General features: G+C 55.7%; 25 protein-coding genes. 20 read left to right on the forward strand and 5 right to left on the reverse strand.

Going from position 1 to position 26,526, the window contains the following annotated elements; genetic code table 11:
- From ACMGGU_RS22995 to pspG, 3 genes are all read left to right on the forward strand, one after another.
- A complete protein-coding gene (locus ACMGGU_RS22995; protein WP_252077958.1) occupies positions 1 to 1,311 on the forward strand; it encodes a conjugal transfer protein TraF in 1,311 nt (436 codons plus the stop codon).
- A gap of 82 nt (positions 1,312 to 1,393) precedes the next feature.
- Positions 1,394 to 2,389, forward strand: coding sequence for a tRNA dihydrouridine(20/20a) synthase DusA (gene dusA, locus ACMGGU_RS23000; RefSeq protein WP_235401119.1), 996 nt, complete (start codon positions 1,394 to 1,396; stop codon positions 2,387 to 2,389).
- A gap of 136 nt (positions 2,390 to 2,525) precedes the next feature.
- Complete coding sequence (gene pspG, locus ACMGGU_RS23005; protein ID WP_229226675.1) at positions 2,526 to 2,768, forward strand: envelope stress response protein PspG; 243 nt, start codon at positions 2,526 to 2,528, stop codon at positions 2,766 to 2,768.
- A 184-nt stretch (positions 2,769 to 2,952) separates the two neighbouring features.
- Here pspG and ACMGGU_RS23010 read toward each other — a convergent pair whose 3' ends face one another.
- Entirely contained in the window at positions 2,953 to 3,936 is a 984-nt protein-coding gene (locus ACMGGU_RS23010) for a quinone oxidoreductase (RefSeq protein WP_229226674.1), read from the reverse strand.
- A 94-nt stretch (positions 3,937 to 4,030) separates the two neighbouring features.
- Between ACMGGU_RS23010 and dnaB the strand changes: the two genes are divergently transcribed.
- The 8 genes from dnaB to ACMGGU_RS23050 all read left to right on the forward strand — a co-directional run bounded on the left by dnaB (position 4,031) and on the right by ACMGGU_RS23050 (position 11,254).
- On the forward strand, positions 4,031 to 5,443 hold the full coding sequence (gene dnaB / locus ACMGGU_RS23015) for a replicative DNA helicase (RefSeq protein ID WP_008503375.1): 1,413 nt from the start codon (positions 4,031 to 4,033) through the stop codon (positions 5,441 to 5,443).
- Between the two features lie 16 nt (positions 5,444 to 5,459).
- Positions 5,460 to 6,539, forward strand: a complete 1,080-nt coding sequence (gene alr / locus ACMGGU_RS23020) for an alanine racemase (RefSeq protein WP_229226673.1) — start codon at positions 5,460 to 5,462, stop codon at positions 6,537 to 6,539.
- 22 nt (positions 6,540 to 6,561) lie between these two features.
- On the forward strand, positions 6,562 to 7,119 hold the full coding sequence (gene pnuC / locus ACMGGU_RS23025) for a nicotinamide riboside transporter PnuC (protein WP_023293520.1): 558 nt from the start codon (positions 6,562 to 6,564) through the stop codon (positions 7,117 to 7,119).
- Positions 7,116 to 8,126: an AAA family ATPase gene (locus tag ACMGGU_RS23030; protein ID WP_045909171.1), complete on the forward strand. Its 1,011-nt coding sequence runs from the start codon at positions 7,116 to 7,118 to the stop codon at positions 8,124 to 8,126. Before pnuC ends, ACMGGU_RS23030 begins: the two co-directional genes overlap by 4 nt.
- Before the next feature lie 75 nt (positions 8,127 to 8,201).
- Positions 8,202 to 9,395, forward strand: a complete 1,194-nt coding sequence (tyrB, locus tag ACMGGU_RS23035; protein ID WP_048030232.1) for an aromatic amino acid transaminase — start codon at positions 8,202 to 8,204, stop codon at positions 9,393 to 9,395.
- 259 nt (positions 9,396 to 9,654) lie between these two features.
- Positions 9,655 to 10,368 (forward strand): acid phosphatase AphA, encoded by a 714-nt coding sequence (gene aphA, locus ACMGGU_RS23040; RefSeq protein ID WP_045909173.1) that lies wholly within the window; start codon positions 9,655 to 9,657, stop codon positions 10,366 to 10,368.
- Between the two features lie 113 nt (positions 10,369 to 10,481).
- Positions 10,482 to 10,898: a secondary thiamine-phosphate synthase enzyme YjbQ gene (locus tag ACMGGU_RS23045; RefSeq protein ID WP_420300952.1), complete on the forward strand. Its 417-nt coding sequence runs from the start codon at positions 10,482 to 10,484 to the stop codon at positions 10,896 to 10,898.
- 2 nt (positions 10,899 to 10,900) lie between these two features.
- Positions 10,901 to 11,254 (forward strand): MmcQ/YjbR family DNA-binding protein, encoded by a 354-nt coding sequence (locus tag ACMGGU_RS23050; protein WP_008503382.1) that lies wholly within the window; start codon positions 10,901 to 10,903, stop codon positions 11,252 to 11,254.
- Between the two features lie 3 nt (positions 11,255 to 11,257).
- Here the strand turns inward: ACMGGU_RS23050 and uvrA are convergent, their stop codons facing one another.
- Positions 11,258 to 14,080, reverse strand: coding sequence for an excinuclease ABC subunit UvrA (gene uvrA / locus ACMGGU_RS23055; protein ID WP_045909175.1), 2,823 nt, complete (start codon positions 14,078 to 14,080; stop codon positions 11,258 to 11,260).
- Positions 14,081 to 14,330: 250 nt separating this feature from the next.
- Between uvrA and ssb1 the strand changes: the two genes are divergently transcribed.
- Positions 14,331 to 14,855, forward strand: coding sequence for a single-stranded DNA-binding protein SSB1 (gene ssb1 / locus ACMGGU_RS23060; protein ID WP_008503384.1), 525 nt, complete (start codon positions 14,331 to 14,333; stop codon positions 14,853 to 14,855).
- A 61-nt stretch (positions 14,856 to 14,916) separates the two neighbouring features.
- On the opposite strand, the gene ACMGGU_RS23065 is transcribed toward ssb1, so the two are convergent.
- Positions 14,917 to 15,198: a YjcB family protein gene (locus ACMGGU_RS23065; protein WP_045261050.1), complete on the reverse strand. Its 282-nt coding sequence runs from the start codon at positions 15,196 to 15,198 to the stop codon at positions 14,917 to 14,919.
- A gap of 491 nt (positions 15,199 to 15,689) precedes the next feature.
- Here ACMGGU_RS23065 and ACMGGU_RS23070 point away from each other — a divergent pair, with 491 nt between their 5' ends.
- Both ACMGGU_RS23070 and ACMGGU_RS23075 read left to right on the forward strand, forming a co-directional pair.
- The gene (locus ACMGGU_RS23070) at positions 15,690 to 17,093 is read left to right on the forward strand and encodes a sensor domain-containing diguanylate cyclase (protein ID WP_048030236.1); all 1,404 of its coding nucleotides are present in this window, start codon (positions 15,690 to 15,692) and stop codon (positions 17,091 to 17,093) included.
- 339 nt (positions 17,094 to 17,432) lie between these two features.
- Positions 17,433 to 18,998 (forward strand): EAL domain-containing protein, encoded by a 1,566-nt coding sequence (locus ACMGGU_RS23075; RefSeq protein ID WP_048030238.1) that lies wholly within the window; start codon positions 17,433 to 17,435, stop codon positions 18,996 to 18,998.
- A 6-nt stretch (positions 18,999 to 19,004) separates the two neighbouring features.
- Here ACMGGU_RS23075 and soxS read toward each other — a convergent pair whose 3' ends face one another.
- Positions 19,005 to 19,331, reverse strand: coding sequence for a superoxide response transcriptional regulator SoxS (soxS, locus tag ACMGGU_RS23080; protein ID WP_008503387.1), 327 nt, complete (start codon positions 19,329 to 19,331; stop codon positions 19,005 to 19,007).
- 98 nt (positions 19,332 to 19,429) lie between these two features.
- Here soxS and soxR point away from each other — a divergent pair, with 98 nt between their 5' ends.
- The 4 genes from soxR (at position 19,430) to ACMGGU_RS23100 (ending at position 24,352) form a co-directional block, all read left to right on the forward strand.
- A complete protein-coding gene (soxR, locus tag ACMGGU_RS23085) occupies positions 19,430 to 19,888 on the forward strand; it encodes a redox-sensitive transcriptional activator SoxR (protein WP_008503388.1) in 459 nt (152 codons plus the stop codon).
- 351 nt (positions 19,889 to 20,239) lie between these two features.
- Positions 20,240 to 20,911 carry a glutathione S-transferase family protein gene (locus tag ACMGGU_RS23090; protein ID WP_104949641.1) on the forward strand — a complete coding sequence of 224 codons (672 nt, stop codon included), beginning with the start codon at positions 20,240 to 20,242 and terminating at the stop codon, positions 20,909 to 20,911.
- Between the two features lie 294 nt (positions 20,912 to 21,205).
- A complete protein-coding gene (gene ghxP, locus ACMGGU_RS23095; RefSeq protein ID WP_008503390.1) occupies positions 21,206 to 22,555 on the forward strand; it encodes a guanine/hypoxanthine transporter GhxP in 1,350 nt (449 codons plus the stop codon).
- A 150-nt stretch (positions 22,556 to 22,705) separates the two neighbouring features.
- Positions 22,706 to 24,352, forward strand: coding sequence for a Na+/H+ antiporter (locus ACMGGU_RS23100; RefSeq protein WP_008503391.1), 1,647 nt, complete (start codon positions 22,706 to 22,708; stop codon positions 24,350 to 24,352).
- Between the two features lie 80 nt (positions 24,353 to 24,432).
- On the opposite strand, the gene ACMGGU_RS23105 is transcribed toward ACMGGU_RS23100, so the two are convergent.
- Positions 24,433 to 25,320, reverse strand: a complete 888-nt coding sequence (locus tag ACMGGU_RS23105; RefSeq protein ID WP_024906729.1) for a LysR family transcriptional regulator — start codon at positions 25,318 to 25,320, stop codon at positions 24,433 to 24,435.
- 102 nt (positions 25,321 to 25,422) lie between these two features.
- Here ACMGGU_RS23105 and ACMGGU_RS23110 point away from each other — a divergent pair, with 102 nt between their 5' ends.
- Positions 25,423 to 25,833, forward strand: coding sequence for a CidA/LrgA family protein (locus tag ACMGGU_RS23110; protein ID WP_021242769.1), 411 nt, complete (start codon positions 25,423 to 25,425; stop codon positions 25,831 to 25,833).
- Positions 25,826 to 26,515, forward strand: a complete 690-nt coding sequence (locus tag ACMGGU_RS23115; protein WP_045909180.1) for an LrgB family protein — start codon at positions 25,826 to 25,828, stop codon at positions 26,513 to 26,515. Before ACMGGU_RS23110 ends, ACMGGU_RS23115 begins: the two co-directional genes overlap by 8 nt.
- The last annotated feature ends 11 nt before the right edge of the window (positions 26,516 to 26,526 follow it).

Genomic DNA, 26,526 nt, shown 5'->3' on the forward strand with positions numbered 1-26,526 from the left:
GTGAAAAAAAATTTTAAATTTTCGGTGGTTAGCATTGCTGTCTCCTTGTTTATGGCAAATCAGGCGGGAGCAGCCAATACCTGGACAGAATCACGCAGCGACGCAATGGGTGGCACCGGCGTGGCTTCGGGAAGCTATGGTAGTGGGGCGTTAATCAACCCCGCGCTGCTGGCAAAGGCAAAACCGGACGATGATGTGACGGTCATATTGCCTTCGGTTGGCGCGCAAATCACGGATGAAGACAATCTTCAGGACGAGATTGATAACATCAACGACAAAATTAATCACTACAAGGATGTGGTTGATAATCTCACGCCACGAGAAATTATCACCAATCCATTAGGTTCCATTAATCAATTCCAGGGCGCGGCCAAAGATCTGGCCGATGAGCTGGACTATCTCAAAGGCAAAACCGCACGCGCAACGGCAGGGGCAGGGCTTGCGGTGAGTATCCCTAACGATGTCCTTTCGGTAGCCTTCATGGCGAAAGGCTATGCCCATGGCCGGGTGAGCTCGTCTATCGATCAGCAAGATATTGATTATCTGCGTGGTATTCAACGAAGTAATGTGGTGGCGGCCGGTGTTGCGCTGGATGCTGCGCTGAACGGTACGGATCAGATCACCAAGAACCTCAACTCCACGGCGTCCGGCCGGGCGGCGATTGTCTCCGACTACGGTGTTGCCGTTGCCCGTCAGTTTGATCTCGGCGGCGTCCCGGTTTCCGTGGGCGTAACACCAAAACTGCAAAAAACCTGGGTCTATAACTACACCACGTCAATCTACGATTACGACAGTAACAAGTGGAACGACAGCCGCTACCGTACTGATGATACGGGCTTCAACGTGGATGCCGGTATTGCGGCCGATTTCGGCGAAAACTGGACCGTCGGCGTGAGCGGACAAAACCTGATGTCGCGTGATATCGACACCAAAGATATCCGTATCCGCAATGGCCGTACGGGAGAAGTGGTGAGTTATAAAGACACCTACCAGATCCGTCCGCTGGTGACCGCCGGTGCCGCCTGGCACAACGATCTGGTGACGCTGACCGCCGATGGCGATCTGACCGAAACCAAAGGCTTCAAGAGCGAAGATACGTCGCAGTACGTGGGTGTCGGTGCCGAGGTGACGCCGCTGAGCTGGCTGGCGGTCCGTGCGGGTTATCGTGCCGACGTGAAGGGTAACGACAGCAATGTCTTTACCGGCGGTGTCGGTTTCGCGCCGTTTAGCACCGTGCATGTTGACCTGATGGGCCTGTACGGTGAAGACGAAACCTGGGGCGCAGGGGCTCAGCTGAGCATGACGTTCTAAAGTTAACCGGAGGCGCTGCGCCTCCGGCTTTTCTTTGTGCTATAGTAGCGCCCCTTTTCCACCAGATGCTTAAAACTTCGCCATGTCGTCAGAATTACAGACCGCTTTCCCTGCACACCGTTTTTCCATTGCGCCGATGCTCGACTGGACGGACAGACACTGCCGCTATTTCCTGCGCCAGCTCTCCCGCCATACGTTGCTGTACACCGAAATGGTGACCACGGGCGCAATCATCCACGGGAAGGGCGACTATCTGGCCTATAGCGAAGAAGAGCATCCGGTTGCCCTGCAGCTGGGCGGCAGCGATCCGGCCGCGCTGGCGCAGTGTGCGAAGCTGGCGGAAGCGCGCGGCTACGACGAGATCAACCTGAACGTTGGCTGTCCGTCCGACCGTGTGCAAAACGGTATGTTCGGTGCCTGCCTGATGGGGAATGCCCAACTGGTGGCGGACTGTATCAAGGCGATGCGTGATGTTGTTTCCATTCCGGTGACGGTCAAAACCCGTATCGGGATTGACGACCAGGACAGCTACGAATTCCTGTGCGATTTCATCAATACGGTCTCCGGAAAGGGTGAATGCGAGATGTTCATCATCCATGCGCGAAAGGCCTGGCTCTCCGGCCTGAGCCCGAAAGAGAACCGTGAAATCCCGCCGCTGGACTACCCGCGTGTGTATCAGCTGAAGCGTGACTTCCCGCACCTGACCATGTCCATTAACGGCGGCATCAAGTCGCTGGAAGAGGCCAAAGCGCACCTTGAACATATGGATGGGGTGATGGTTGGGCGCGAGGCGTATCAGAATCCGGGCATTCTGGCGACGGTCGATCGCGAAATCTTTGGCATCGAAGGTGCAGACACCGATCCGGTTGCCGTCGTGCGGGCGATGTATCCTTACATTGAACGCGAGCTGAGCAACGGTACGTATCTCGGTCATATCACCCGCCATATGCTTGGGCTGTTCCAGGGCATTCCGGGCGCGCGTCAGTGGCGTCGCTACCTGAGCGAAAACGCACATAAAGCCGGTGCCGATATCGAGGTGCTTGAATATGCGCTGCGACTGGTGGCAGACAAGCGATAACTTTCGCTAAAAGTTCGTCAAATTCACCACGAACTGCGAATTCTCGCGGGGCGTTTTGCTTTAAGAACAACACGTTATGTCTGGCATGATTCTTGTAATGTTTGCAGCATCATTCGGGAACTCGTGGGAGAGCACCATGCTGGAACTACTTTTTGTGATTGGCTTTTTTGTCATGCTGTTAGCAACGGGCATTTCGCTGCTCGGCATTCTGGCGGCTATCGTGGTGGCGACGGTCGTCATGTTTATTGGCGGATTGTTTGCGCTGACGATCAAACTGCTGCCGTGGCTACTGCTGGCCGTGGCGGTGGTGTGGGTGATACGGGCGATTAAATCGCCAAAAGTGCCCAGTTATCAGAGCAATAACCGCTTCCGTTACTAAGGTATTGAGGGGTTCGTCACAGAGTTGTAACTTTTCCGGCAGCATGGCTTAGAACAGAATAGGATTTACTTATCGAATCTGTCACTATGACTGCCGTTAAAGAATTCATCGCGCTGTACCCTACATACAGCCGAACTAAAAAAAGAAAGGGCTTCCCACGGGAAGCCCAATTTCTTTTTGGGGCTCAGGGAATCAACAAACTCGACCCCTGCGTTGCCCGGCTCTCCAGCACCTCATGCGCACGCTGCGCATCGGCTAGCGGGTATTTCTGCGCTTCTGCCACATCCACCTTAATGACGCCGCTGGCGATCAGAGAGAACAGCTCATTGCTGGCTTCCTCAAGTTCTTCCCGGTTGGTGATGTAACCCTGCAGGGAAGGGCGCGTGACGTACAGCGAGCCTTTCTGGTTCAGGATGCCGAGATTCACGCCGGTGACAGCACCTGAGGCGTTTCCGAAGCTCACCATCAGCCCACGACGCTGCAGGCAGTCCAGCGATGCCTCCCAGGTGTCTTTCCCAACCGAGTCATACACGACACGCACCTTTTTGCCGCTGGTGATCTCCTTCAGCCGTTCGACAATGCTCTCTTCACGGTAGTTGATCACCTGCCAGGCGCCCGCCTGCAGTGCGCGCTGCGCTTTTTGGGCATTGCCCACGGTGCCGATCAGTTTTGCGCCCAGCGCTTTTGCCCACTGACAGGCGATGAGCCCGACACCACCCGCCGCGGCATGAAACAGGAACTGCTCATCGGGTTTAATTTCATAGGTTTTACGCAGCAGGTAGTAAACGGTTAACCCTTTCAGGAAGGAGGCTGCCGCCTGCTCAAAGGAGATGGCATTAGGCAGCAGGGCGGCTTTATCCGCCGGGACGTTGTGGACGGAGCTGTAAGCGCCCAGCGCAGATTGTGCATACACCACGCGGTCGCCCTCTTTAAGATGCTTAACCGCGCTGCCCACTTTGATGACGAGACCGGCTGCCTCGGTGCCCAGTCCGCTCGGCATCGACGGAGGCGGGTAGAGCCCGCCGCGAATATAGGTGTCGATGTAGTTTATGCCGATGGCTTTGTTTTCAACCTGCACTTCGTTTTCGCCAGGCGCGGTGGGGGTGAACTCCACCGCGTTGAGTACTTCTGGACCGCCGTGCTTAGCAAATTCTATTCGTAATGCCATGATTCCTCCGAGGCAGAGTTGTGGTAACCTTTGTGGTCCCTAATATATAATTAAATATTTATTTAATTATTCGATCTCGGTAACTCCATTCACTATGGCAGGAAACAAACCCTTCAACAAACAGACTGAACCTCGCGAGCGTGATTTCCAGGTCGCAGGGTTAAAAGTCCCGCCGCACTCGATTGAAGCGGAACAGTCGGTGTTGGGCGGTTTAATGCTGGATAACGAACGCTGGGACGACGTCGCCGAGCGCGTGGTGTCTGAGGATTTCTACACCCGTCCGCACCGTCATATCTTTACCGAAATGGCGCGCCTGCAGGAGTCGGGTAGCCCAATTGACCTGATCACGCTCGCGGAATCGCTGGAGCGCCAGGGACAGCTGGACAGCGTCGGCGGGTTTGCCTATCTGGCAGAACTGTCAAAAAACACGCCAAGTGCGGCAAACATCAGCGCTTATGCCGACATCGTGCGTGAACGTGCCGTTGTCCGCGAGATGATCTCGGTGGCGAATGAGATCGCCGAAGCCGGTTTTGATCCGCAGGGTCGCACCAGTGAAGACCTGCTCGACCTTGCCGAGTCCCGCGTCTTCAAAATCGCTGAAAGCCGCGCCAACAAAGACGAAGGCCCCAAAAATATCGCCGACGTCCTCGACGCCACCGTTGCCCGTATCGAACAGCTGTTCCAGCAGCCGCACGACGGTGTGACTGGGGTGAACACCGGTTATGACGATCTCAACAAGAAAACCGCCGGTCTGCAGCCGTCGGATTTGATTATCGTCGCGGCGCGTCCGTCGATGGGTAAAACGACCTTTGCGATGAACCTCGTCGAAAACGCGGCGATGTTGCAGGATAAGCCGGTACTCATTTTCAGTCTTGAGATGCCCTCTGAGCAGATCATGATGCGTTCTCTGGCATCGCTGTCGCGCGTGGACCAGACCCGCATCCGTACCGGCCAGCTCGACGATGAGGACTGGGCGCGCATCTCCGGCACCATGGGCATTCTGCTGGAAAAACGTAACATCTATATTGATGACTCTTCCGGCCTGACGCCGACGGAAGTCCGTTCCCGCGCGCGTCGTATCGCCCGTGAACACGGCGGTATCGGCCTTATCATGATCGACTACCTTCAGCTGATGCGCGTCCCGTCGCTCTCCGACAACCGTACGCTGGAGATCGCCGAAATTTCCCGCTCGCTCAAGGCGTTAGCTAAAGAGCTGCACGTGCCGGTGGTGGCGCTGTCGCAGCTTAACCGCTCTCTGGAACAACGTGCCGACAAGCGCCCGGTCAACTCCGACCTGCGTGAATCCGGCTCCATCGAGCAGGATGCCGACTTAATCATGTTTATCTACCGTGATGAGGTTTATCACGAGAACAGCGACCTGAAAGGGATCGCCGAAATTATTATTGGTAAACAACGTAACGGCCCAATCGGGACGGTACGTCTGACCTTTAACGGACAGTGGTCGCGTTTCGACAACTATGCCGGTCCTCAATATGATGATGAGTAATTTCTAAGGAATTCAAATGCAAGCGGCAACTGTTGTGATTAACCGCCGCGCTCTGCGACACAACCTGCAACGTCTGCGTGAACTGGCCCCCGCCAGCAAGCTCGTTGCAGTCGTGAAAGCGAACGCTTACGGACACGGTCTTCTTGAGACCGCGCGAACGCTCCCCGATGCCGACGCCTTTGGCGTCGCCCGTCTTGAAGAAGCTCTCCGCCTGCGCGCGGGGGGGATTACCCAACCGATTCTGCTCCTCGAAGGCTTTTTCGAAGCCGCCGATCTGCCAACTATCGCGGATCAGCATCTGCACACGGCGGTACACAACGAAGAACAGCTGGCCGCACTGGAAACCGCTGAGCTGAGCGAGCCGGTGACCGTGTGGATGAAGCTTGATACGGGCATGCATCGTTTGGGCGTGCGTCCGGAAAGCGCGGAAGCGTTTTATCAGCGTTTATGCCGGTGTAAAAACGTGCGCCAGCCGGTGAATATTGTCAGCCACTTCGCCCGTGCCGATGAGCCTGAGTGCGGGGCGACCGAGCGGCAGCTGGATATCTTTAATACCTTCTGCGAAGGCAAGCCGGGGATGCGCTCGATCGCCGCATCCGGCGGGATCCTGCTGTGGCCGCAGTCGCATTTCGACTGGGCGAGACCGGGCATCATTCTTTACGGCGTGTCGCCGCTGGAGAATAAACCCTGGGGGCCGGACATGGGTTTTCAGCCAGTCATGTCTCTGGTGTCTACTCTGATTGCCGTGCGCGAACACAAAGCCGGTGAGCCGGTGGGCTACGGCGGCACCTGGATCAGCGAGCGTGATACCCGCCTCGGCGTCGTGGCGATGGGCTATGGCGACGGCTATCCGCGCGCTGCACCCACGGGTACGCCGGTGCTGGTCAACGGTCGCGAAGTGAAGATCGTTGGCCGCGTGGCGATGGACATGATTTGTGTCGATCTGGGGCCTGAAGCCCAGGATAAACCCGGCGACGATGTGGTAATGTGGGGGGAAGGTTTACCCGTTGAACGTATTGCTGAAATCACGAAAGTAAGTGCTTACGAACTTATTACCCGCCTGACGTCTCGGGTGGCGATGAAGTACGTCGACTAACATTTTATTCCAGGGAAGGATAATGTCCCCTTCAGAAATCGCTGCGTGTCTGGCCTATGCTCTCTCCGTCTGGCTGGCCGCCAGAAACAATATCCATACGTGGTGGATAGGTATCATTGGTAGCGGGCTTTATGCCTGGGTCTTCTATTCTGTGCAGCTTTATGCTGACGTTACCCTTCAGTTCTTTTTCATCATAACGAGCATAACCGGCTGGCTGCATTGGCTTAAAGGCAATCATGGAGAGGTCTTGCCTGTTCGTCGTACCAGACCGGGACATTTTTTTATGCTTTTAGCCTGCGCCGTAAGCGTAGCAGCGGCGTACGGGTGGATATTGCATCTCTATACCAATGCATGGGCCCCCTGGCTGGACTCCATCATTTTGACATTCAGTATTCTTGCTCAGTTTATGTTGATGGGACGGCGTCTGGAAAACTGGTACATCTGGCTTGCCGTTAACACGCTGGCAGTACCGCTGTACGCGACGAGAGAACTGTATCTTACCGCCGGTTTATATCTGGTGTTTTGGTTTAATGCGTGGCACGGACTGTATCAGTGGCGCAAGGAGATCCGTGCGCAATGACGCTGTATGCCAACGGCCTGGTGGTAGGCAAATTCGCACCATTACATGCGGGCCATGAAGCGCTTATCAATACGGCACTTGAGCAGTGCGAGACGGTCTGTATCATCAGCTATTCGTCGCCGGAAATACGCGGTTACGAACCTGAAAAGCGGCTTAACTGGTTAACAACGCGCTTCCCACAATGTCGCCACCTCGTGCTTTCGCCGCAAGTGTTGGCTTCATATGGCCTTGCGCCACCGCCACCGAATGACGCTGATGACGATCTTCACCGGCATTACGTTGCAACGCTATGTGAGGACATTCTGCATTGTCAGCCAGAGGCGGTATTTACTGCCGAAGACTATGGAGACGGGTTTGCCACTGTCCTGAGCCAGCGTTTCGGACGACCGGTTGCGCACGTGCGTCTCCAGCGTCAACAGGGACCAGAAGCTCCATCGGGAACGCTCATCCGCTCTGATGTTCATCGTTATCGCAAGATGATGTCCCCTGAGGTGTATCGCAGCTTTGTTTTTCGTATCTGCTTATTAGGTGGAGAATCGACGGGCAAAAGCACGCTTGCAAAGGCACTGGCGCAAACGCTAAACGTTCCGTACGTTGCAGAGTATGGTCGTGAACACTGGGAAAAGAAGAACGGCATCCTTGATCTGGAGGATTTGCTGCATATTGCCCGCGAGCAGGTGCGTCGGGAAGAATCAGCCTGCACGGCGCCTTATCTGGTCTGTGATACGTCACCTTTAACGACCCTGTTTTACGCGCTCGATCAGTTTGGCAGCGCGCCGCAGGCGTTAATGGCGCTTGCTGAACGAGACTATGCACTGGTCGTGCTTTGCGGAGATGATTTTCCGTTTGTGCAGGATGGCACCCGGCAGGGGGAGGCGTTTCGCCACAGACAGCAGGTATGGTATGAAGCAGAGCTATCACAACGAAACATTCCTTTTCTGCGCGTGCAGGGCTCACTGCCTGAACGAATCGATTGCATTTGCCGATATATCGAGTGTCTGGCCTGATATCGCACTCGACCTTCACCTGCTTCCGGTTTATTGTTGAAATCCCTGCCTCATCGAATTCCGGAGAACCATCGCGTGTTTCAGAAAGTTGACGCCTATGCCGGCGACCCTATCCTCTCCTTAATGGAGCGTTTCAAAGAAGATCCTCGCAGCGACAAAGTGAACCTCAGCATCGGTCTGTATTACAACGAGGATGGCATTATTCCTCAATTAAAAGCCGTAGCTGAAGCCGAAGCGCGTCTGAACGCTGTTCCACACGGCGCTTCTCTGTATCTGCCGATGGAAGGGCTAAACGCTTATCGCAACACCATCGCACCGCTGCTGTTCGGCGCCGATCACGCGGTGCTCGCGCAAAAACGCGTGGCGACCATCCAGACGCTGGGCGGCTCGGGTGCGCTGAAAGTGGGCGCAGACTTCCTGAAAAAATATTTCCCGGATTCAGGCGTGTGGGTCAGCGACCCGACGTGGGAAAACCACGTTGCGATCTTCGAGGGCGCGGGCTTTAAGGTGGCGACCTATCCGTGGTTCGACAGCGAAACGAACGGCGTGCGCGTTGACGCGCTGCTGGAAAAACTGAACACCCTGCCGGAGCGCAGTATTGTGCTGCTGCATCCGTGCTGCCATAACCCGACCGGTGCCGATCTCACCAATGCCCAGTGGGATGCGGTGATTGAGGTGCTGAAGGCCCGTAACCTGATCCCATTCCTCGATATCGCCTATCAGGGCTTTGGCGCAGGTATGGAAGAAGACGCCTATGCCATCCGCGCCGCTGCCAGCGCGGGACTGCCTGTTCTGGTGAGTAACTCCTTCTCTAAAATCTTCTCCCTGTACGGTGAACGCGTTGGTGGTCTTTCCGTGGTATGTGAAGACGCCGAAGCAGCCAGCCGCGTGCTGGGCCAACTGAAAGCGACGGTGCGCCGTATCTACTCCAGCCCGCCAAACTTTGGTGCGCAGGTGGTGGCGACGGTTCTCGGTGACGAAACGCTGAAAGCGTCCTGGCTTGGCGAAGTGGAGGCGATGCGTAAGCGCATCCTGTCGATGCGTCAGGAGCTGGTTAATGTCCTGAAAGAGGCTGTGCCTGGGCATAACTTTGATTATCTGCTCAAGCAGCGCGGGATGTTCAGCTATACCGGACTGAGCGCGGCGCAGGTCGATCGCCTGCGCGAAGAGTTCGGCGTCTACCTGATCGCCAGTGGCCGTATGTGCGTGGCGGGCCTGAATGCCGGCAACGTTCACCGCGTGGCGCAGGCGTTTGCAGCTGTGATGTAAGTACTCACTACTTATTATCTCCCTCTCCCTGTGGGAGAGGGCTGGGGTGAGGGCATCAGGCCGCAGAAAATCTTGCCCGGTGGCGGCTGCGCCTTACCGGGCCTACATCACTCATCCACTCTTTGTGATCGTCTTCTTTTTATTCCGCTTCATAAGCAAAAACTCCTTCCCTTCACCTCCCGCTGGGGTTATGGTCGGATAGTTTTTTGACCATTCACTCAAAATAAAACGATAACAAGCTGAATATTCAGGGGAAAATATGCGCAAGATCACACTGGCGCTCAGCGCCGCCTGCTTATTGTTCTCACTTAACAGCGCCGTCGTCGCGCGAGCTTCCGCCCCGACGCCGCTTTACACCGGCACTACCGCCGCCATTCTCGCCGAGCAGGCACCCATTCACTGGGTTTCCGTGGCCCAAATCGAAAACAGCCTGATGGGGCGCCCACCAATGGCCGTGGGCTTCGATATTGACGATACCGTGTTGTTCTCAAGCCCAGGATTCTGGCGCGGCAAAAAAATGTATTCTCCCGACAGCGAAGCGTATCTGAAGAACCCGGAGTTCTGGGAAAAAATGAATAACGGCTGGGACGAGTACAGCATTCCGAAAGAGGTCGCCCGGGCGGTAATTGCTATGCATGTTAAGCGTGGCGACAGTATTTATTTCGTCACCGGTCGTAGCCAGACCAAAACGGAAACCGTCTCCAGAACACTGCAGGACGATTTCCAGATCCCGGCAGCCAACATGAACCCGGTCATTTTTGCCGGTGACAAAGAGGGGCAAAACACCAAAATCCAGTGGCTGGAAAAGAAAAACATCAAAGTGTTTTATGGCGATTCGGATAACGACATTACCGCCGCGCAGGATGCAGGAGCCAGAGGGATCAGGGTGTTACGCGCGTCTAACTCAACCTATCGACCGCTGCCGATGGCCGGAAAGTTTGGCGAAGAGGTGATCGTCAACTCGGAGTACTGAGTCCCTGGCAGCGAGTTTGACTCTTTTTTAATCAAATCTCGCTGCTGCGGGTTTTACCTTTCGTCTTCTTGCTGCACACTTAGAAAGATTCATCTTTCATCACGGAGCAGCCTATGTGGTACCAACAGACCCTGACCTTAAGCGCGAAGCCACGCGGATTTCACCTGGTGACGGATGAAGTCATCGGGCAACTCCGCGACCTGTCGCGCGTCAGAACGGGTTTGCTGCATCTGCTGCTTCAGCATACGTCTGCCTCTCTGACGCTGAATGAAAATTGCGATCCCACCGTCCGGTCTGACATGGAGCGGCATTTTCTGAAGAGCGTCTCGGACAACGCCCCTTACGAGCATGACTATGAGGGGGCAGACGATATGCCTTCGCATATTAAGTCCTCTTTGCTGGGCGTATCGTTGATGCTGCCGGTCCACAACGGGCGGCTGCTGTTGGGCACGTGGCAGGGGATCTGGCTGGGAGAGCATCGCATTCACGGTGGTTCGCGTAAAATTATCGCCACGCTACAAGGGGAATAAAGATGACAATTTCGGAGATACTTCAGTACTGCATGAGCAAGCCCGGCGCGGAGCAGAGCGTCCACAGCGACTGGAAGGCCACGCAGGTTAAGGTGGGGGATGTGCTGTTTGCGATGGTGAAAGAGGTGGAAGGCCGTCCTGCGGCATCGCTGAAAACCAGCCCTGAACTGGCCGATTTACTCCGTCAGCAGCATGATGACGTGAGGCCGAGCCAGCACCTCAATAAGGCGCACTGGAGCACCGTCTATCTGGATGGATCGATTCCAGGCTCACAAATTTACTACCTGGTGGACGCATCCTATCAGCAGGCGGTTGAGCTGCTGCCGGAAACGACCCGACAGCAGCTCTCCGTGTGACAATTACAGCAACGGTTTAAGGAAGCGCGCGGTGTGCGAGGCTTCGCACTCTGCAACGGTCTCTGGCGTACCGGAGACGAGGATTTCACCGCCGCCGCTGCCGCCTTCCGGGCCGAGATCGACAATCCAGTCCGCGGTTTTAATCACGTCCAGGTTATGTTCGATGACCACGATAGTGTTGCCCTGATCGCGCAGTTGATGCAGCACGTCCAGCAGTTGCTGGATGTCGGCAAAGTGCAGACCGGTGGTCGGCTCATCCAGGATATACAGCGTCTGGCCAGTACCGCGTTTTGACAGCTCGCGCGCCAGCTTCACGCGCTGCGCTTCACCGCCGGACAGCGTCGTGGCGGACTGCCCCAGACGAATGTAGGTCAGGCCGACGTCCATCAGCGTCTGCAGCTTACGCGCCAGCGCCGGAACGGCGTCAAAGAACTCGCGCGCCTCTTCGATGGTCATGTCCAGCACTTCGTGGATGGTCTTGCCCTTGTACTTAATCTCCAGCGTTTCGCGGTTATAGCGTTTGCCTTTGCACTGGTCGCACGGCACGTAGATATCCGGCAGGAAGTGCATCTCAACCTTGATCACGCCATCGCCCTGGCACGCTTCGCAGCGGCCGCCGCGTACGTTAAAGCTGAAACGCCCTGGCGTATACCCGCGTGAACGCGCCTCCGGCACACCGGCAAACAGTTCACGCACCGGCGTGAAAACACCGGTATAGGTTGCCGGGTTAGAGCGCGGCGTACGGCCAATCGGGCTCTGGTCGATATCGATAACTTTATCGAAATGCTCCAGCCCCTGAATGTCGCGGTACGGTGCCGGCTCTGCCAGCGTCGCACCGTTTAGCGCGGTCTGTGCAATCGGGAACAGCGTATCGTTGATCAGCGTGGATTTACCGGAGCCGGACACGCCGGTGACACAGGTAAACAGCCCGACGGGCAGGGTCAGGGTGACGTCTTTCAGGTTATTGCCGCGCGCGCCGGTCAGCTTCAGCACTTTTTCCGGATCCGCTGCCACGCGCTGTTTGGGTACATCAATCTTGCGCTTGCCGCTCATGTACTGGCCAGTCAGCGACTCGGGCACCGCCATAATGTCCTTGAGCGTGCCTTCCGCCACCACCTGACCGCCGTGCACGCCAGCGCCCGGGCCGATGTCGATCACGTGGTCAGCGGCGCGAATGGCATCTTCGTCGTGCTCGACCACAATCACCGTGTTGCCGAGATTGCGCAGGTGGATCAGGGTGCCGAGCAGACGTTCGTTATCGCGCTGGTGCAGGCCGATTGACGGCTCGTCCAGCACGTACATCACGCCCACCAGGCCCGCACCAATCTGGCTCGCCAGACGAATACGTTGAGCTTCACCCCCGGAGAGCGTTTCTGCCGAGCGGGAAAGCGTCAGGTAGTTCAGGCCGACGTTCACCAGGAACTTCAGGCGATCGCCAATCTCTTTCAGGACTTTTTCGGCGATTTTCGCGCGCTGGCCAGAGAGCTTCAGGTTATTGAAGAAGTCCATCGCGTGGCCGATGCTCATGTCTGAGATGGTCGGCAGCGCCGTATTTTCCACAAACACGTGGCGCGCTTCGCGACGCAGGCGCGTGCCCTCGCAGGTGGCGCAGGAGCGGTTGCTGATGAACTTCGCCAGCTCTTCGCGCACCGCGCTGGATTCGGTCTCTTTGTAGCGGCGCTCCATATTGTGCAGCACCCCTTCGAACGGGTGGCGACGCACGGAGGTATCACCGCGATCGTTCATGTATTTGAACTCGATGTTCTCTTTGCCAGAGCCGAACAGGATCACTTTGTGTACGTTCGGGCTCAGGCTGGCCCACGGCGCTTCCACGTCGAACTTGTAGTGCTCCGCCAGCGACTTCAGCATCTGGAAGTAATAGAAGTTACGCTTGTCCCAGCCGCGAATGGCGCCGCCCGCTAACGAAAGCTCCGGATTTTGGATCACGCGGTCCGGATCGAAATACTGCTGCACGCCCAGGCCGTCACACGTCGGGCAGGCGCCCGCCGGGTTGTTGAACGAGAACAGGCGCGGTTCCAGCTCGCGCATGCTGTAGCCGCAAATCGGGCAGGCAAAGTTGGCGGAGAAGAGCAGCTCTTCCGCTTTCGGGTCGTCCATGTCGGAGACCACGGCCGTGCCGCCGGAGAGTTCCAGCGCCGTTTCAAACGATTCTGCGAGACGCGTGGCGAGATCGTCACGCACCTTAAAGCGATCAATCACCACCTCGATGGTGTGCTTCTTCTGCAGTTCCAGCTTGGGCGGATCGGACAGGTCACACACTTCGCCGTCAATACGGGCGCGGATATAGCCCTGGCTTGCCAGGTTTTCCAGCGTTTTGGTGTGCTCACCCTTACGCTCTTTGATGATCGGCGCCAGCAGCATCAGGCGCTTGCCTTCCGGCTGCGACAGGACGTTGTCCACCATCTGGCTCACGGTCTGTGCCGCCAGCGGGACGTCGTGGTCCGGGCAGCGCGGCTCACCCACGCGGGCATATAGCAGACGCAGGTAGTCATGGATTTCGGTAATGGTACCGACCGTTGAACGCGGGTTATGCGAGGTGGATTTCTGCTCAATAGAGATAGCAGGGGACAACCCTTCAATGTGGTCGACATCCGGTTTTTCCATCAGCGACAGGAACTGACGCGCGTACGCAGAGAGTGATTCAACGTAACGACGCTGTCCTTCGGCATACAGGGTGTCGAAAGCCAGTGAGGATTTGCCAGACCCCGACAGCCCGGTCACGACAATCAGCTTGTCGCGAGGGATTATCAGGTTGATATTCTTGAGATTGTGGGTGCGGGCGCCCCGAACTTCGATCTTATCCATTCACCTTTCCCGGTTGGAACACGGATTGCCTGGTTTGTTTGAAGGACAAACGGCTGTCAGAAACGGCTAATTATGACACAATTTGACCTGTTTGAATATACAGTATTGGAATGCATTTTCTGATTCGCTGTGTAACAATGTCGAGTTGCGGGAGAACTCTGGAACGTGCTACGCAACTATCAAAGTGCAGCATGGAAATGGTACACTCGCGCGTTTACACTATTAAGAAACGTATTCAGGAGACACGAACATGGCCAGCAGAGGCGTAAACAAGGTGATTCTCGTCGGTAATCTGGGCCAGGACCCGGAAGTACGCTACATGCCGAGTGGTGGCGCAGTTGCCAACATTACGCTGGCTACTTCCGAATCCTGGCGTGATAAAGCGACCGGTGAGATGAAAGAGCAGACCGAATGGCACCGCGTTGTGCTGTTTGGCAAACTGGCCGAAGTGGCCGGTGAGTATCTGCGTAAAGGTTCTCAGGTCTATATCGAAGGCCAGCTGCGCACCCGCAAATGGACCGATCAGTCCGGTGCTGAGAAGTACACGACGGAAGTGGTGGTTAACGTCGGCGGCACCATGCAGATGCTGGGTGGCCGTCAGGGCGGCGGCGCACCAGCAGGTGGCGGCCAGCAGCAGGGCGGTTGGGGTCAGCCTCAGCAACCGCAGGGTGGCAACCAGTTCAGCGGCGGCGCGCAGTCTCGCCCGCAGCAGCAGTCTGCTCCTGCACCGTCTAACGAACCGCCAATGGATTTCGACGACGACATTCCGTTCTGATTTCCGCGTTCCCCAAACAAAAAACCCAGACATCGTCTGGGTTTTTTTATTCCATAAGGGATCAGGTAATCACCATCGGCCAGTCTGGTGGCGTGTGACTCATCGCCTCAACCATCACCACTTTGATATTTTCCCAGACGGCGGCCATATCCAGCAGGGTAATGCCAAGCAGACCCGTTGCAAACCAGCAGGCAGCCCCCAGCCCCAACAGCGTGCTGATGACAGCGAGACCCGCGTAGTCAGATTTACGAAACTGAATGTTCAGCGTGCTGGCCAAAAACATCAGTACCGCACTCAACAAAGGCCAGCGCAGGAGTACCATGCTGGTAGTAATGGTTGCCATAAAACCCATCCTCTATAAAACAGACGAACTGAATGAAACAGAATGTTTTCGTTACATAAGTTGTGTGAACTATATCACGTTTGCTGTTTTATTCGCCAGTCCCGGGATGATGAAAAACGAGCGATTCATAGTTGCCGAGAATCAGTGGGTGCCTGAGTGAAAATATATCTTTGCTGGCTAAGTTCCCCAGTTCCCGCACTCTTTATAATGAATTCATTAAGATAGCAAAACTGATGCAAAAGGACGCACTCTGTACAATGTTTACAGCAATAACCCTATGGCTTATGCTTGAGTGGACAATTAATTTTACTCGCAGCTAACCTTTCAGGTTTTTGAATTTCATTATTTTTTTATTTATTTGTACGTTTTTAATTACACACAACGTTGTTTTTAATTCGCTACGCTGAGATTCAGCCTGCGCGTTGGTTTGTCGATTTTTCGAATCTGAAGAAAGTTGCGTCCGGTTTATCGCCTGATAATCAGCGAAAAAAATGAAAGAAAACCGACGTGAGATTGTTAATGACAGCATGCAGGCATTGCATGCGCTGGCTAAGTTAATGCCCCAGCTTCATGCTCAATGTTCTCTGGCCGACATGCTGGCGACCATCAGTCGCGCGCTGGGCGCAAGCCTTGCCTGGGTCAGCGTTAACGGTGATGACGGGCTGAAGCGCGTGGTGTCCGCCGGGGAGATGACCTGCCATCCCCTCGACGTGGCCGATTTCCTGGCGAACACGCTGCTTCAGCGGCATCATCGATCGTGGCGGGTGGTCTACTGGAAAGAGAATATTGGCCGCACGTTATTTCCTCCTCAGCACCCGGGCTATGCGCAACTGCAAAGCGGTGTGCTGTGCAAGCTTTCAACCCAAAACTGGCACTGCAGCGGCTATTTCTTTTTAGCGTTCGAAGAAAGGCTTTCTTCTTTGCCGATTCTGAAAAATATCGTCGTGGTGCTGGTCGAAAAATTAAAAGACTATTTTGCGGAAATTATTGCCCGAGAAAAAACGGCGCAGGAAATGCAGCGCGTCGTGACGCAATATAAGACGCTCTTTGAACGCGCCCCGGTTTTAATGAACTCTTTCGACAAATTTAACCGCTGCGTGCTGTGGAATGCCGAATGTGAAAAAGTATTCGGCTGGACGATGGCGGAGATCGCGGAACATGCCGATCCGCTTTCGCTGTTTTATCCCGATCCTGAAGAGCGGCGACGGGTAAGAGAGTCGGTCAATGTCTCGCCGCTGAAGGATATGTATGAGTGGCATCCGCTACGCAAAGACGGCACCCCGCTGACGGTGCTGTGGTCAAACATTCTGTTGCCGGACAACTCTATCCTCAATATTGGGCTGGATATCACTGAGCGGAAAAAAGCCGAACAGCAGCTCGAGGTTAAAGCCACCACTGACGATCTCACCGGGTGCTTTAACCGGTCGGCGATTTTGCAGCAGTTGGAGCTTGCGCTGGCCGCCAGTGCCAGGCAGGAGGCTAACAGCCATTTTTGCGTCCTGATGTTTGACCTGGATTTTTTCAAACAGATCAACGACGAGTGGGGACACCCGGTGGGCGATGCGGCGCTTCTTCACTTCTGTAATGCTATCCGTGAGTTGGCCCCTTCAGGCTCCGCATTAGGGCGCGTGGGAGGGGAGGAATTTTTGCTCCTGCTGGCGCAAACTGACGGTAATGGCGCTGCGCAACTGTCCGCCAGGTTGCGCACCGTTCTGCAAACTCATCCGCTGATTGTGGGCGAGAGAACGCTGTCGCTGTCGTTTAGCGCAGGGGTCGTGGAAGTCCGCGGGGGACAGCGGGATACTTCAGCCTTGCTAAGGCGTGCTGATAAAGCGTTATATGAGGCTAAGCATTTGGGGCGAGGAAAAACGGTGGTGGCGGCTGATTATTTATAAATCAGTGAACACAATACACCCGATCAAATAGCATAAAACGTCATGATGACGGTGTGCTTTTTTCATGCTGCCAGAAGTTTGGCTTAATCAACAATCGTCTGTTGTGTTATCTTCCCACCGCCCTTACGGGCTGGATAATTATTTTCCTTAATTGAAACGGAACGAATACTTACAGTTTCACTTACGGGAAAATATTATCGTCATAACGAAATTTAAGATTTTTAATACGAAAAGTCAGTTGCTAACTTCGCATGATTCATGCAACGTAATCACCTGTTTAACACAGCATCCGGCCTTCATTACTACAGGCGTACAACATGCAGGGATATAGGGCGGGAAATGAATCGTAGCGCGCAGCGCAAGATGCTCAGGGTGGTAGGGATCATCATGGTAGTTATGCTGCCGGTGATGCTTGCGCTATGGTTTGCCCAGCTAAGAGCCGTGTCTGAAACAAGCGCCCAGCTACGGACATTTGCTGAACTGGCTTTAGACAAAACAGAGCTGGTTATACAGCAGGTTGATCTGGCCCGGGACGAGGCGGAAAAATATCGGGGCGAGCTTTGCACCCCGGGACACCGTCAATATATGTTGAACGTTGTTCGTGGCCGCCTGTTTGTTGCCGATTTAATTTATGCTGAAGGTCAGAATTTTCTTTGTTCGACCGTTTTTACACCGGATCGTCCCTACGCCATTCCCGTCGCTAATTACACGCGTAAACCTGACGTCGCTATCTATTATTATCGCGATACCCCATTTTATACTGGTTATAAAATGACATATATGCAGCGTGGAAATTATGTGGTGGTCGTTAATCCGCTTTCATACAGCGAAGTCATGTCCGCGGATCATTCTCTCTCGTGGGGTGTATACGACACGGTAACCAATGCTTTCTTTTCCGTCAGTCAGAAAGCCAATGTTTCTTTATTAAATTCGATGATTCGGGATAAGGAATCGGTATTTCAAAAAGATAACCGTTTTTATACGATCGTCACATCACCCAAAAGACCGATTGCGGCCATCGTGTCGACATCGAATAAACGCTTTTATGAAACGCTTTATCATCAGGCGACATTAACGCTGCCGCTGGGAATGATTTGCAGCATTATTATTTTACTGGTCTGGTCCCGCACCCATCGTGAGCTCAATTCGCCAGGGCGTTTACTGCACAGGGCGCTGAACAAACGCCAGCTTTGCGTGCACTATCAGCCGATTATTGATATCAAGAACAACCGGTGTGTCGGCGCGGAGGCGTTATTACGCTGGCCTGGTTTTAACGGGCAGGTGATGAGCCCGGCTGAGTTTATTCCGCTGGCTGAAAATGAGGGGATGAGCGAGCGGATTACGGATTATGTCGTTGAGGAAGTGTTCAGTGATTTAGGCCATTTCCTGGCCGAGCATCCGCATCTCTATATTTCGATTAACCTGTCGGCGACGGATTTCCACTCCTCGCGGCTGATCGCCATGATTTCTGAGAAGGCCCGCCACTATGCCGTCCGCGCGCAGCAAATCAAAATTGAAGTGACGGAACGCGGTTTTATCGATGTGCCTAAAACCACGCCGGTGATTCAGGCTTTTCGTCAGGCGGGGTATGAAGTCGCCATCGATGATTTCGGTACCGGTTACTCGAACCTGCACAACCTCTACTCGCTGAACGTCGATATTCTGAAAATCGACAAATCGTTTATCGATACCTTAACGACCAACAGCACCAGCCACCTGATCGCCGAGCATATTATCGAGATGGCGCAAAGCCTGCGGCTGAAAACCATTGCGGAAGGGGTTGAGACGGCAGAGCAGGTGAGCTGGCTGTTGAAGCGCGGCGTCCAGTTTTGTCAGGGGTGGCACTTCGCGAAAGCGATGCCGCCCCAGGAATTTATGACCTGGCAGCAGCAACCTTTGCACTGAGCGTGATTAATTTAACTGGTGGCGATAGTCGCTCGGCGTGCGGTCAAACTCGCGGCGAAACACGCGGGAAAAGGTTTGTTGCGACACATAGCCAAGATCCATCGCGATATCAAAAATCGGCCGCTGCGTTGAGCGTAGCGCCTGCGCCGCCAGCAGCAGTCTGCGCTGACGAATGTACTCACCCAGCGTCTGATGCATGACCGTACGGAACATTCTCTGTAAATACCATTTCGAATAGCCCGACTTTTTCGCGACCACATCAATGTTCAACGGTTGGTCGATATGGTCATCAATCCATTCAATAAGCGTCTGAATAATCTGCTGATGCGACATAAGGTTGCCCCTCTGTAGATACAACTATCTCGGTTAATTCGTCGTTTTCTCTGCGGGGGAGTATAATTCCTCAAGTTAACTTGAGGTAAAGAGGTTTTATGGAAAAGAGATTGCCGCGCATTAAAGCGCTGTTAACCCCCGGCGAAGTGGCAAAGCGAAGCGGCGTTGCGGTATCGGCGCTCCACTTCTATGAAAGCAAAGGGTTAATTAAAAGCATCCGTAACGGCGGCAACCAGCGTCGCTATACCCGCGACGTGCTCCGATACGTGGCGATTATCAAAATTGCGCAACGAATCGGAATTCCCCTGGCCACGATCGGCGAGGCATTTGGCGTGCTGCCGGAAGGGCACACGCTGAGCCCGAAAGAGTGGAAAGAGCTGTCGTCCCAGTGGCGTGAAGAGCTGGACAGGCGTATTCATACGCTGGTCGCGCTGCGTGACGAACTGGATGGCTGCATTGGCTGCGGTTGCCTGTCGCGCAGCGACTGCCCGCTGCGTAACCCCGGGGACAAACTGGGCGAGCAGGGGACGGGAGCGCGATTGCTGGAAGAGGATTGAGATTGTGCGGCCAGTTTGCCGGGTGGCGGCTGCGCCTTACCCGGCCTACAAAACCGAGAACGTAGGTCGGCAAAACCCCACATACATAAAGAACTAAAGCGCCACAAAGGGCGCTTTAGTTTTTCCCGGTCTTTGTCTTTCTCTCTATCCCGCTGGTTCACGGGAGGGTTTCCCCCGACATCAGCACCCCTCGTGTCGAGCTGGTTGGGGAGGTTCCGGATTGTGCTGACACTTTAATTCTATGCAAGGCCCGTTTTTTCGCCAGCGACGCTGACCGGTTTTTAGCCGAATTTTTTTCGCGGTGTTGTTCAATTTTCTATAGTTAAAAAGTATGAATAACAGGAGAAAGCCATGCTCACGGTACACCACCTAAACCAGTCGCGCTCGCACCGCGTAATCTGGGCGCTGGAAGAACTCGGTCTGCCTTATGAGATCGTTCATTATCAGCGCGAAAAGAACATGCTGGCACCTGAGGCGCTCAAAAAGGTGCATCCGTTGGGCAAATCACCGGTCATCGAAGATAACGGACTGATCCTCGCAGAGTCAGGCGCCATTCTGGAGTATCTGCAGGAAACATACGATGCTGAGTCGCGGCTTAAGCCTTTAGATCCGGCGCATAAGGTGCAGTACCGCTTCTGGCTGCACTACGCGGAAGGGTCGCTGATGCCGCTGCTGTTAATGAAGCTGGTCTTCAACAGCCTCGGCAAGCCGCCCGTGCCGTTTGGTATCCGAACCCTGGGGAAAGCGCTGGGGCAGGGGGTGCAGAAAGCGTACCTCAACCGCCAGCTGGAAACCCATGCACGCTTTATTGAGTCGCACCTTGCTAAAAACAGCTGGTTTGCCGGGGATTCGCTCAGCATGGCCGACATCCAGATGAGTTTCCCGATCTTTGCCCTGCTGGCGCGCGGCGGTATTAATAACCTGCCGCATAGTCAGGCATGGAAAACGAAGGTTGAAAACAGCCCTGGCTGGCAACGAACCCTGGCACAAGGGGGGCCGTTATCCATCCCGGGGGAGGATTGAAATGTAAACAAATTGCGCATAGACGATAACGTTTGCGCATCCTCTGTTTATTTCTTCAGCGTCATAAGTGAATTTTAGCGAAAAACGATAAAGTTCAGTTGAAAAGGGCGTTGATTAGGCTAGATAATCGTTTGCCTTAATTTGACCACCCGTTTGTAAGCGCGGAGCTAAACGTTTGCTTTTTCTGTGACGCCCTTTCGTCGCAAACGCAACACAAGGATTTGACGTTTAGCTGGCAGTGGCGTCTCCACCTCGCTTACGGACTTCCTAAAAAACTCTCAGGGGATGTTTTCTATGTCTACGCCATCTGCGCGTACTGGCGGTTCACTTGACGCCATGTTTAAAATTTCGGCCCGCGGCAGCACCGTGCGCCAGGAAATCGTTGCCGGTTTGACAACGTTTCTGGCGATGGTGTATTCCGTCATCGTTGTGCCGGGCATGCTGGGCAAAGCGGGCTTCCCGCCAGCAGCTGTCTTTGTAGCGACCTGCCTTGTGGCCGGCGTGGGCTCTATCGTGATGGGCCTGTGGGCGAACCTGCCGCTGGCGATTGGTTGCGCCATCTCCCTGACCGCGTTTACCGCGTTCAGCCTGGTGCTGGGCCAGCACATCAGCGTACCGGTTGCTCTGGGCGCCGTGTTCCTGATGGGTGTGCTGTTTACCGTTATTTCAGCGACCGGCATCCGTAGCTGGATCTTGCGCAACCTGCCGCAGGGCGTGGCGCACGGTACCGGCATCGGCATCGGCCTGTTCCTGCTGCTGATCGCCGCCAACGGCGTCGGTCTGGTCATCAAGAACCCGCTGGACGGTCTGCCGGTGGCGCTCGGCCATTTCGCCAGCTTCCCGGTGATCATGTCGCTGATCGGGCTGGCGGTGATTATTGGTCTGGAAAAACTGAAAGTCCCGGGCGGCATTCTGCTGACTATTATCGGCGTTTCCATTGTCGGCCTGATTTTCGATCCGAACGTCCATTTCTCCGGCATTTTCGCCATGCCGTCGCTGAGCGATGACAAAGGCAACTCTCTGATTGGCAGCCTGGATATCGTTGGCGCGCTGAACCCGGTCATCCTGCCAAGCGTGCTGGCGCTGGTAATGACCGCTGTGTTTGACGCGACCGGTACCATTCGTGCGGTGGCCGGTCAGGCGAACCTGCTGGATAAAGACGGTCAGATTATTGACGGCGGCAAAGCGCTGACGACGGACTCCCTGAGCAGCGTCTTCTCAGGCCTGGTGGGCGCAGCGCCTGCGGCGGTGTACATCGAGTCCGCAGCGGGTACGGCGGCAGGCGGTAAAACCGGCCTGACGGCGATCACCGTTGGCGTGCTGTTCATGCTGATCCTGTTCCTCTCTCCGCTCTCCTACCTGGTTCCGGCGTACGCGACCGCGCCAGCGCTGATGTACGTTGGCCTGCTGATGCTGAGCAATGTGGCGAAAATCGACTTTGCGGATTTCGTGGACGCGATGTCTGGCCTGATTACCGCGGTCTTTATCGTGCTGACCTGTAACATCGTGACCGGCATTATGATCGGTTTCGCGTCGCTGGTGATTGGTCGTCTGGTCTCCGGGGAGTGGCGCAAGCTGAACGTTGGCACCGTTGTGATTGCCGTTGCGCTGGTGGCGTTTTACGCGGGCGGCTGGGCAATCTAAATTGGCCTTTGATGCGAAAACGGGTGGCTCAGGCCGCCCGTTTTTATTTTCAGGACTCATCCTGTTGCCTTTTGCGTTACTCTGGTGAAGATAGAATAAAAGGCACGACGCCTTCCGGAGTACATAAGCAACACAGCAAACAGGGAACGCATGGAAATCTTCTTCACAATACTCATCATGACCCTTGTGGTCTCGCTATCCGGGGTGGTTACACGCGTACTGCCCTTTCAGGTCCCCCTGCCATTAATGCAAATTGCCATCGGCGCGCTGCTGGCGTGGCCGACGTTTGGCCTGCACGTGGAATTTGACCCCGAACTGTTCCTCGTGCTGTTCATTCCGCCACTGCTGTTTGCGGATGGCTGGAAAACGCCCACGCGCGAATTCCTTGAGCACGGGCGAGAGATCTTCGGCCTGGCGCTGGCGCTGGTGGTGGTCACCGTCGTCGGGATTGGTTTTCTGATCTACTGGACGGTACCGGGCATTCCGTTAATTCCTGCCTTTGCGCTGGCCGCCGTACTGTCGCCAACCGATGCCGTGGCGCTGTCCGGTATTGTGGGCGAAGGCCGCATTCCGAAGAAAATCATGGGGATTTTACAGGGTGAGGCGCTGATGAATGACGCCTCCGGCCTGGTTGCCCTGAAGTTTGCCGTGGCCGTTGCGATGGGCACGATGGTCTTTACCGTCGGCGGCGCGACGCTGGAGTTCTTTAAGGTAGCCATCGGCGGTATTCTCGCGGGCTTCGTGGTGAGCTGGCTGTACGGCCGCTCATTGCGCTTCCTCAGCCGCTGGGGCGGCGATGAACCCGCGACGCAGATCGTGCTGCTGTTCCTGCTGCCGTTCGCCTCTTATCTGATTGCCGAACATATCGGCGTGTCGGGCATTCTGGCGGCAGTGGCGGCAGGGATGACCATCACCCGCTCCGGCGTGATGCGCCGCGCGCCGCTGGCCATGCGTCTGCGTGCAAACAGCACCTGGGCCATGCTGGAGTTTGTCTTTAACGGCATGGTGTTCCTGCTGTTGGGCCTGCAGCTGCCGGGCATTATGGAATCCTCGCTGGTGGCGGCCGAAGCCGATCCGAACGTTGAAGTCTGGATGCTGTTTACCGACATCGTGCTGATCTACCTTGCGCTGATGCTGGTGCGTTTCGGCTGGCTGTGGACGATGAAAAACTTCAGCGTCCGCTTCCTGAAGAAAAAGCCGATGGAGTTTGGTTCGTGGACAACGCGTGAACTGCTGATTGCCTCTTTTGCGGGCGTACGCGGGGCGATCACCCTTGCCGGTGTCCTCTCCATTCCGCTGCTGCTGCCGACGGGCGACGTCTTCCCGGCGCGTTACGAGCTGGTGTTCCTGGCGGCGGGCGTCATTCTGTTCTCACTGTTTGTCGGCGTGATTATGCTGCCGATTTTACTCCAGCATATTGATGTCGGTGATTCGACCCAGCAGCACAAGGAAGAGCGCATTGCGCGTGCAGCGACCGCCGAAGTGGCGATTGTCGCCATCCAGAAAATGGAAGAGCGTCTGGCCGCGGATGCGGAAGAGAACATCGATAATCAGCTGCTGACGGAAGTGAGTTCCCGCGTAATTGGTAATCTTCGCCGCCGCGCGGACGGGCGTAACGATGTGGAAAGCTCGCTGCAGGAGGAGAACCTGGAACGCCGGTTCCGTCTGGCAGCGCTGCGCTCAGAGCGTGCCGAACTGTACCACCTGCGCGCCACGCGCCAGATCAGCAACGAGACGCTGCAAAAGCTGCTGCACGATCTGGACCTGCTGGAAGCGCTGTTGATAGAGAATCAGTAGCGCTGTTTTGCCGGGTGGCGGCTTCGCCTTACCCGGCCTACGGTTCGAACGTAGGCCGGTAAGCGCAGCGCCACCGGGCACTATTCAGACCGTACCCAAAACCCCTCACAACACTGCAGCCACGCCTGCGCGCTCTGCGACAAATAGACCCCTTCACGCCAGATCATCCCTAACTGCCAGTGCAGATCGCTCTCCAGTGGGATCCAGCGCAGCGTGTTTTTATCCAGACGCTCGCAAATCGGCTGCGGCAGAATGGCAATCCCCACGCCGGCCTGCACCATCGCTGCCAGGAAATCCCATTGTCCGCTGCGTACCGCAATGCGCGGCTTGACGTTATGCTGGTTAAACAGCGTCATCAGCTGGCGGCTGAGGGCGAAGTCTTCGTTGTAGATCAGCAGAGGGTGCTCGCCGAGCAGTTCAGGCTTCACCGACTCCCTCTTTAGCCAGTCGCCGGAGCGGGGCACCAGCACGCACAGCGGGTGGCTAAAGAGCGGAAGCGTCGCCAGGCCGCTCTCTTCCTCAACGGGGAGGGCGGTCATTGCCACGTCGAGCTCGCCGTTAGTGACCGCTTGTTGGACGGTTAACCCACCAAACTCCGAAATCTTCAGCTCTACGCCGGGATAACGCTGGCGAAACAGGCTAATCGGTCCGGCCATCATCATGCCGACCATCGGGGGAATGCCGAGGCGAAGCACCCCTTTGGTCAGATGATTAATATCGTCCAGCTCTGCTTCCAGCTGGCGGAACTCCGCCAGAATCGCCAGTCCGCGTTCGAACACCACGCGTCCGGTGTCGGTCAGCAGCAGCTTGCGCCCGTCGCGGATCAGCAGGGTACAGTTCAGTTCATCTTCGAGGTTTTTCAGCATCTTGCTGATGGTGGGCTGGGTAACAAACAACTTCTCCGCTGCGCGGGTAAAACTTTGCTGACGAACCACTTCGACAAAATAGCGCAGCGTTCTTATGTCCATGATTATTCCTCGAAACTATACCTTTGATGATTTTAATTCATTTCAGTCCACACCGTGCGCTCACTATACTGGCGCCTCGTCTCATTTTTGAGGAAAACCCCCATGGCCGTGGCGTTAAGCCGTGTTACGCCTGCCGTTGTACAACGACTCCAGGTCCCGGTTCAGGTACTGCTCTACGCGGGACTGTTTGTTTTCGCCGAATATCTTGTCGGCTGGCTCCACCTGCCGTTGCCTGCCAACCTGGTGGGGATGCTGTTGATGCTGACGCTCATCCTCTGTCGCGTGATCCCCCTTAACTGGGTGCGCGCCGGGGCGCGCTGGCTGCTGGCGGAGATGCTGCTGTTCTTTGTTCCTGCCGTGGTGGCGGTGGTGAACTATGCGCAACTGCTGATGGTGGACGGCTGGCGAATCTTTGCGGTGATCGCGCTGAGTACGTTGATGGTGCTGGGGGCGACCGCCTGGGTCGTGGATAAAGTCTACCGGTTTGAAATCAGCAGGCACAAACATGACTAACTTTCAGATCAGCGTCTTGTGCCTGATCGCGACGCTCGGGATCTACTTCGCCAACAAGCGGCTGTATCGCCGATTTCATGCGCTGCCGCTGATGCCGCTGGTCTTCACGCCGATCCTGCTGGTGCTGATGCTGGTCTTCGGCCACATTTCCTGGCAGAACTACATTGGTGAATCCCACTGGCTGCTGTGGCTGCTCGGCCCGGCGACCATCGCCTTTGCCGTGCCCGTTTATGACAACCTGGCGATTATCAGGCGCCACTGGATGTCGCTCAGCGCAGGCGTGATCACCGCCACGGTGGTCGCGGTCTGTAGCTCCGTCTGGCTGGCGAGACTGTTTACGCTGCCCGATGAAATTCAGCGCAGCCTGGCCGTGCGCTCGGTGACCACGCCGTTTGCGCTGGCGGCGGCTAAACCCCTCGGCGGACAGCCGGATCTGGTGGCGCTGTTTGTGGTGGTGACGGGCGTCTTCGGGATGGCAGTGGGCGATATGCTCTTTCTGCGGCTTTCTATTCGGGAAGGAATGGCCAAAGGCGCGGGATTTGGCGCGGCGTCGCACGGCGCGGGCACGGCACGTTCCTATGAGCTGGGCCAGCAGGAGGGCGTTGTCGCGAGCCTGGTGATGATGCTGTCGGGCGTGGTGATGGTGCTGGTTGCGCCGCTGGTGGCGTGGGTGATGTTTTAAGCTCCCCGACC

It is taken from the genome of Enterobacter sp. BNK-8, from assembly GCF_048685095.1.
GTDB lineage: Bacteria > Pseudomonadota > Gammaproteobacteria > Enterobacterales > Enterobacteriaceae > Enterobacter > Enterobacter quasiroggenkampii.

Excerpts from the sequence above, each read along its gene's own strand:
- dusA (WP_235401119.1), top strand. The coding sequence starts at position 1,394 with ATGTCGTCAGAATTACAGACCGCTTTCCCTGCACACCGTTTTTCCATT.
- pspG (WP_229226675.1), top strand. The coding sequence starts at position 2,526 with ATGCTGGAACTACTTTTTGTGATTGGCTTTTTTGTCATGCTGTTAGCA.
- ACMGGU_RS23010 (WP_229226674.1), bottom strand. The coding sequence starts at position 3,936 with ATGGCATTACGAATAGAATTTGCTAAGCACGGCGGTCCAGAAGTACTC.
- dnaB (WP_008503375.1), top strand. The coding sequence starts at position 4,031 with ATGGCAGGAAACAAACCCTTCAACAAACAGACTGAACCTCGCGAGCGT.
- alr (WP_229226673.1), top strand. The coding sequence starts at position 5,460 with ATGCAAGCGGCAACTGTTGTGATTAACCGCCGCGCTCTGCGACACAAC.
- pnuC (WP_023293520.1), top strand. The coding sequence starts at position 6,562 with ATGTCCCCTTCAGAAATCGCTGCGTGTCTGGCCTATGCTCTCTCCGTC.
- ACMGGU_RS23030 (WP_045909171.1), top strand. The coding sequence starts at position 7,116 with ATGACGCTGTATGCCAACGGCCTGGTGGTAGGCAAATTCGCACCATTA.
- aphA (WP_045909173.1), top strand. The coding sequence starts at position 9,655 with ATGCGCAAGATCACACTGGCGCTCAGCGCCGCCTGCTTATTGTTCTCA.
- ACMGGU_RS23045 (WP_420300952.1), top strand. The coding sequence starts at position 10,482 with ATGTGGTACCAACAGACCCTGACCTTAAGCGCGAAGCCACGCGGATTT.
- ACMGGU_RS23050 (WP_008503382.1), top strand. The coding sequence starts at position 10,901 with ATGACAATTTCGGAGATACTTCAGTACTGCATGAGCAAGCCCGGCGCG.
- uvrA (WP_045909175.1), bottom strand. The coding sequence starts at position 14,080 with ATGGATAAGATCGAAGTTCGGGGCGCCCGCACCCACAATCTCAAGAAT.
- ssb1 (WP_008503384.1), top strand. The coding sequence starts at position 14,331 with ATGGCCAGCAGAGGCGTAAACAAGGTGATTCTCGTCGGTAATCTGGGC.
- ACMGGU_RS23065 (WP_045261050.1), bottom strand. The coding sequence starts at position 15,198 with ATGGCAACCATTACTACCAGCATGGTACTCCTGCGCTGGCCTTTGTTG.
- ACMGGU_RS23070 (WP_048030236.1), top strand. The coding sequence starts at position 15,690 with ATGAAAGAAAACCGACGTGAGATTGTTAATGACAGCATGCAGGCATTG.
- ACMGGU_RS23075 (WP_048030238.1), top strand. The coding sequence starts at position 17,433 with ATGAATCGTAGCGCGCAGCGCAAGATGCTCAGGGTGGTAGGGATCATC.
- soxS (WP_008503387.1), bottom strand. The coding sequence starts at position 19,331 with ATGTCGCATCAGCAGATTATTCAGACGCTTATTGAATGGATTGATGAC.
- soxR (WP_008503388.1), top strand. The coding sequence starts at position 19,430 with ATGGAAAAGAGATTGCCGCGCATTAAAGCGCTGTTAACCCCCGGCGAA.
- ACMGGU_RS23090 (WP_104949641.1), top strand. The coding sequence starts at position 20,240 with ATGCTCACGGTACACCACCTAAACCAGTCGCGCTCGCACCGCGTAATC.
- ghxP (WP_008503390.1), top strand. The coding sequence starts at position 21,206 with ATGTCTACGCCATCTGCGCGTACTGGCGGTTCACTTGACGCCATGTTT.
- ACMGGU_RS23100 (WP_008503391.1), top strand. The coding sequence starts at position 22,706 with ATGGAAATCTTCTTCACAATACTCATCATGACCCTTGTGGTCTCGCTA.
- ACMGGU_RS23105 (WP_024906729.1), bottom strand. The coding sequence starts at position 25,320 with ATGGACATAAGAACGCTGCGCTATTTTGTCGAAGTGGTTCGTCAGCAA.
- ACMGGU_RS23110 (WP_021242769.1), top strand. The coding sequence starts at position 25,423 with ATGGCCGTGGCGTTAAGCCGTGTTACGCCTGCCGTTGTACAACGACTC.
- ACMGGU_RS23115 (WP_045909180.1), top strand. The coding sequence starts at position 25,826 with ATGACTAACTTTCAGATCAGCGTCTTGTGCCTGATCGCGACGCTCGGG.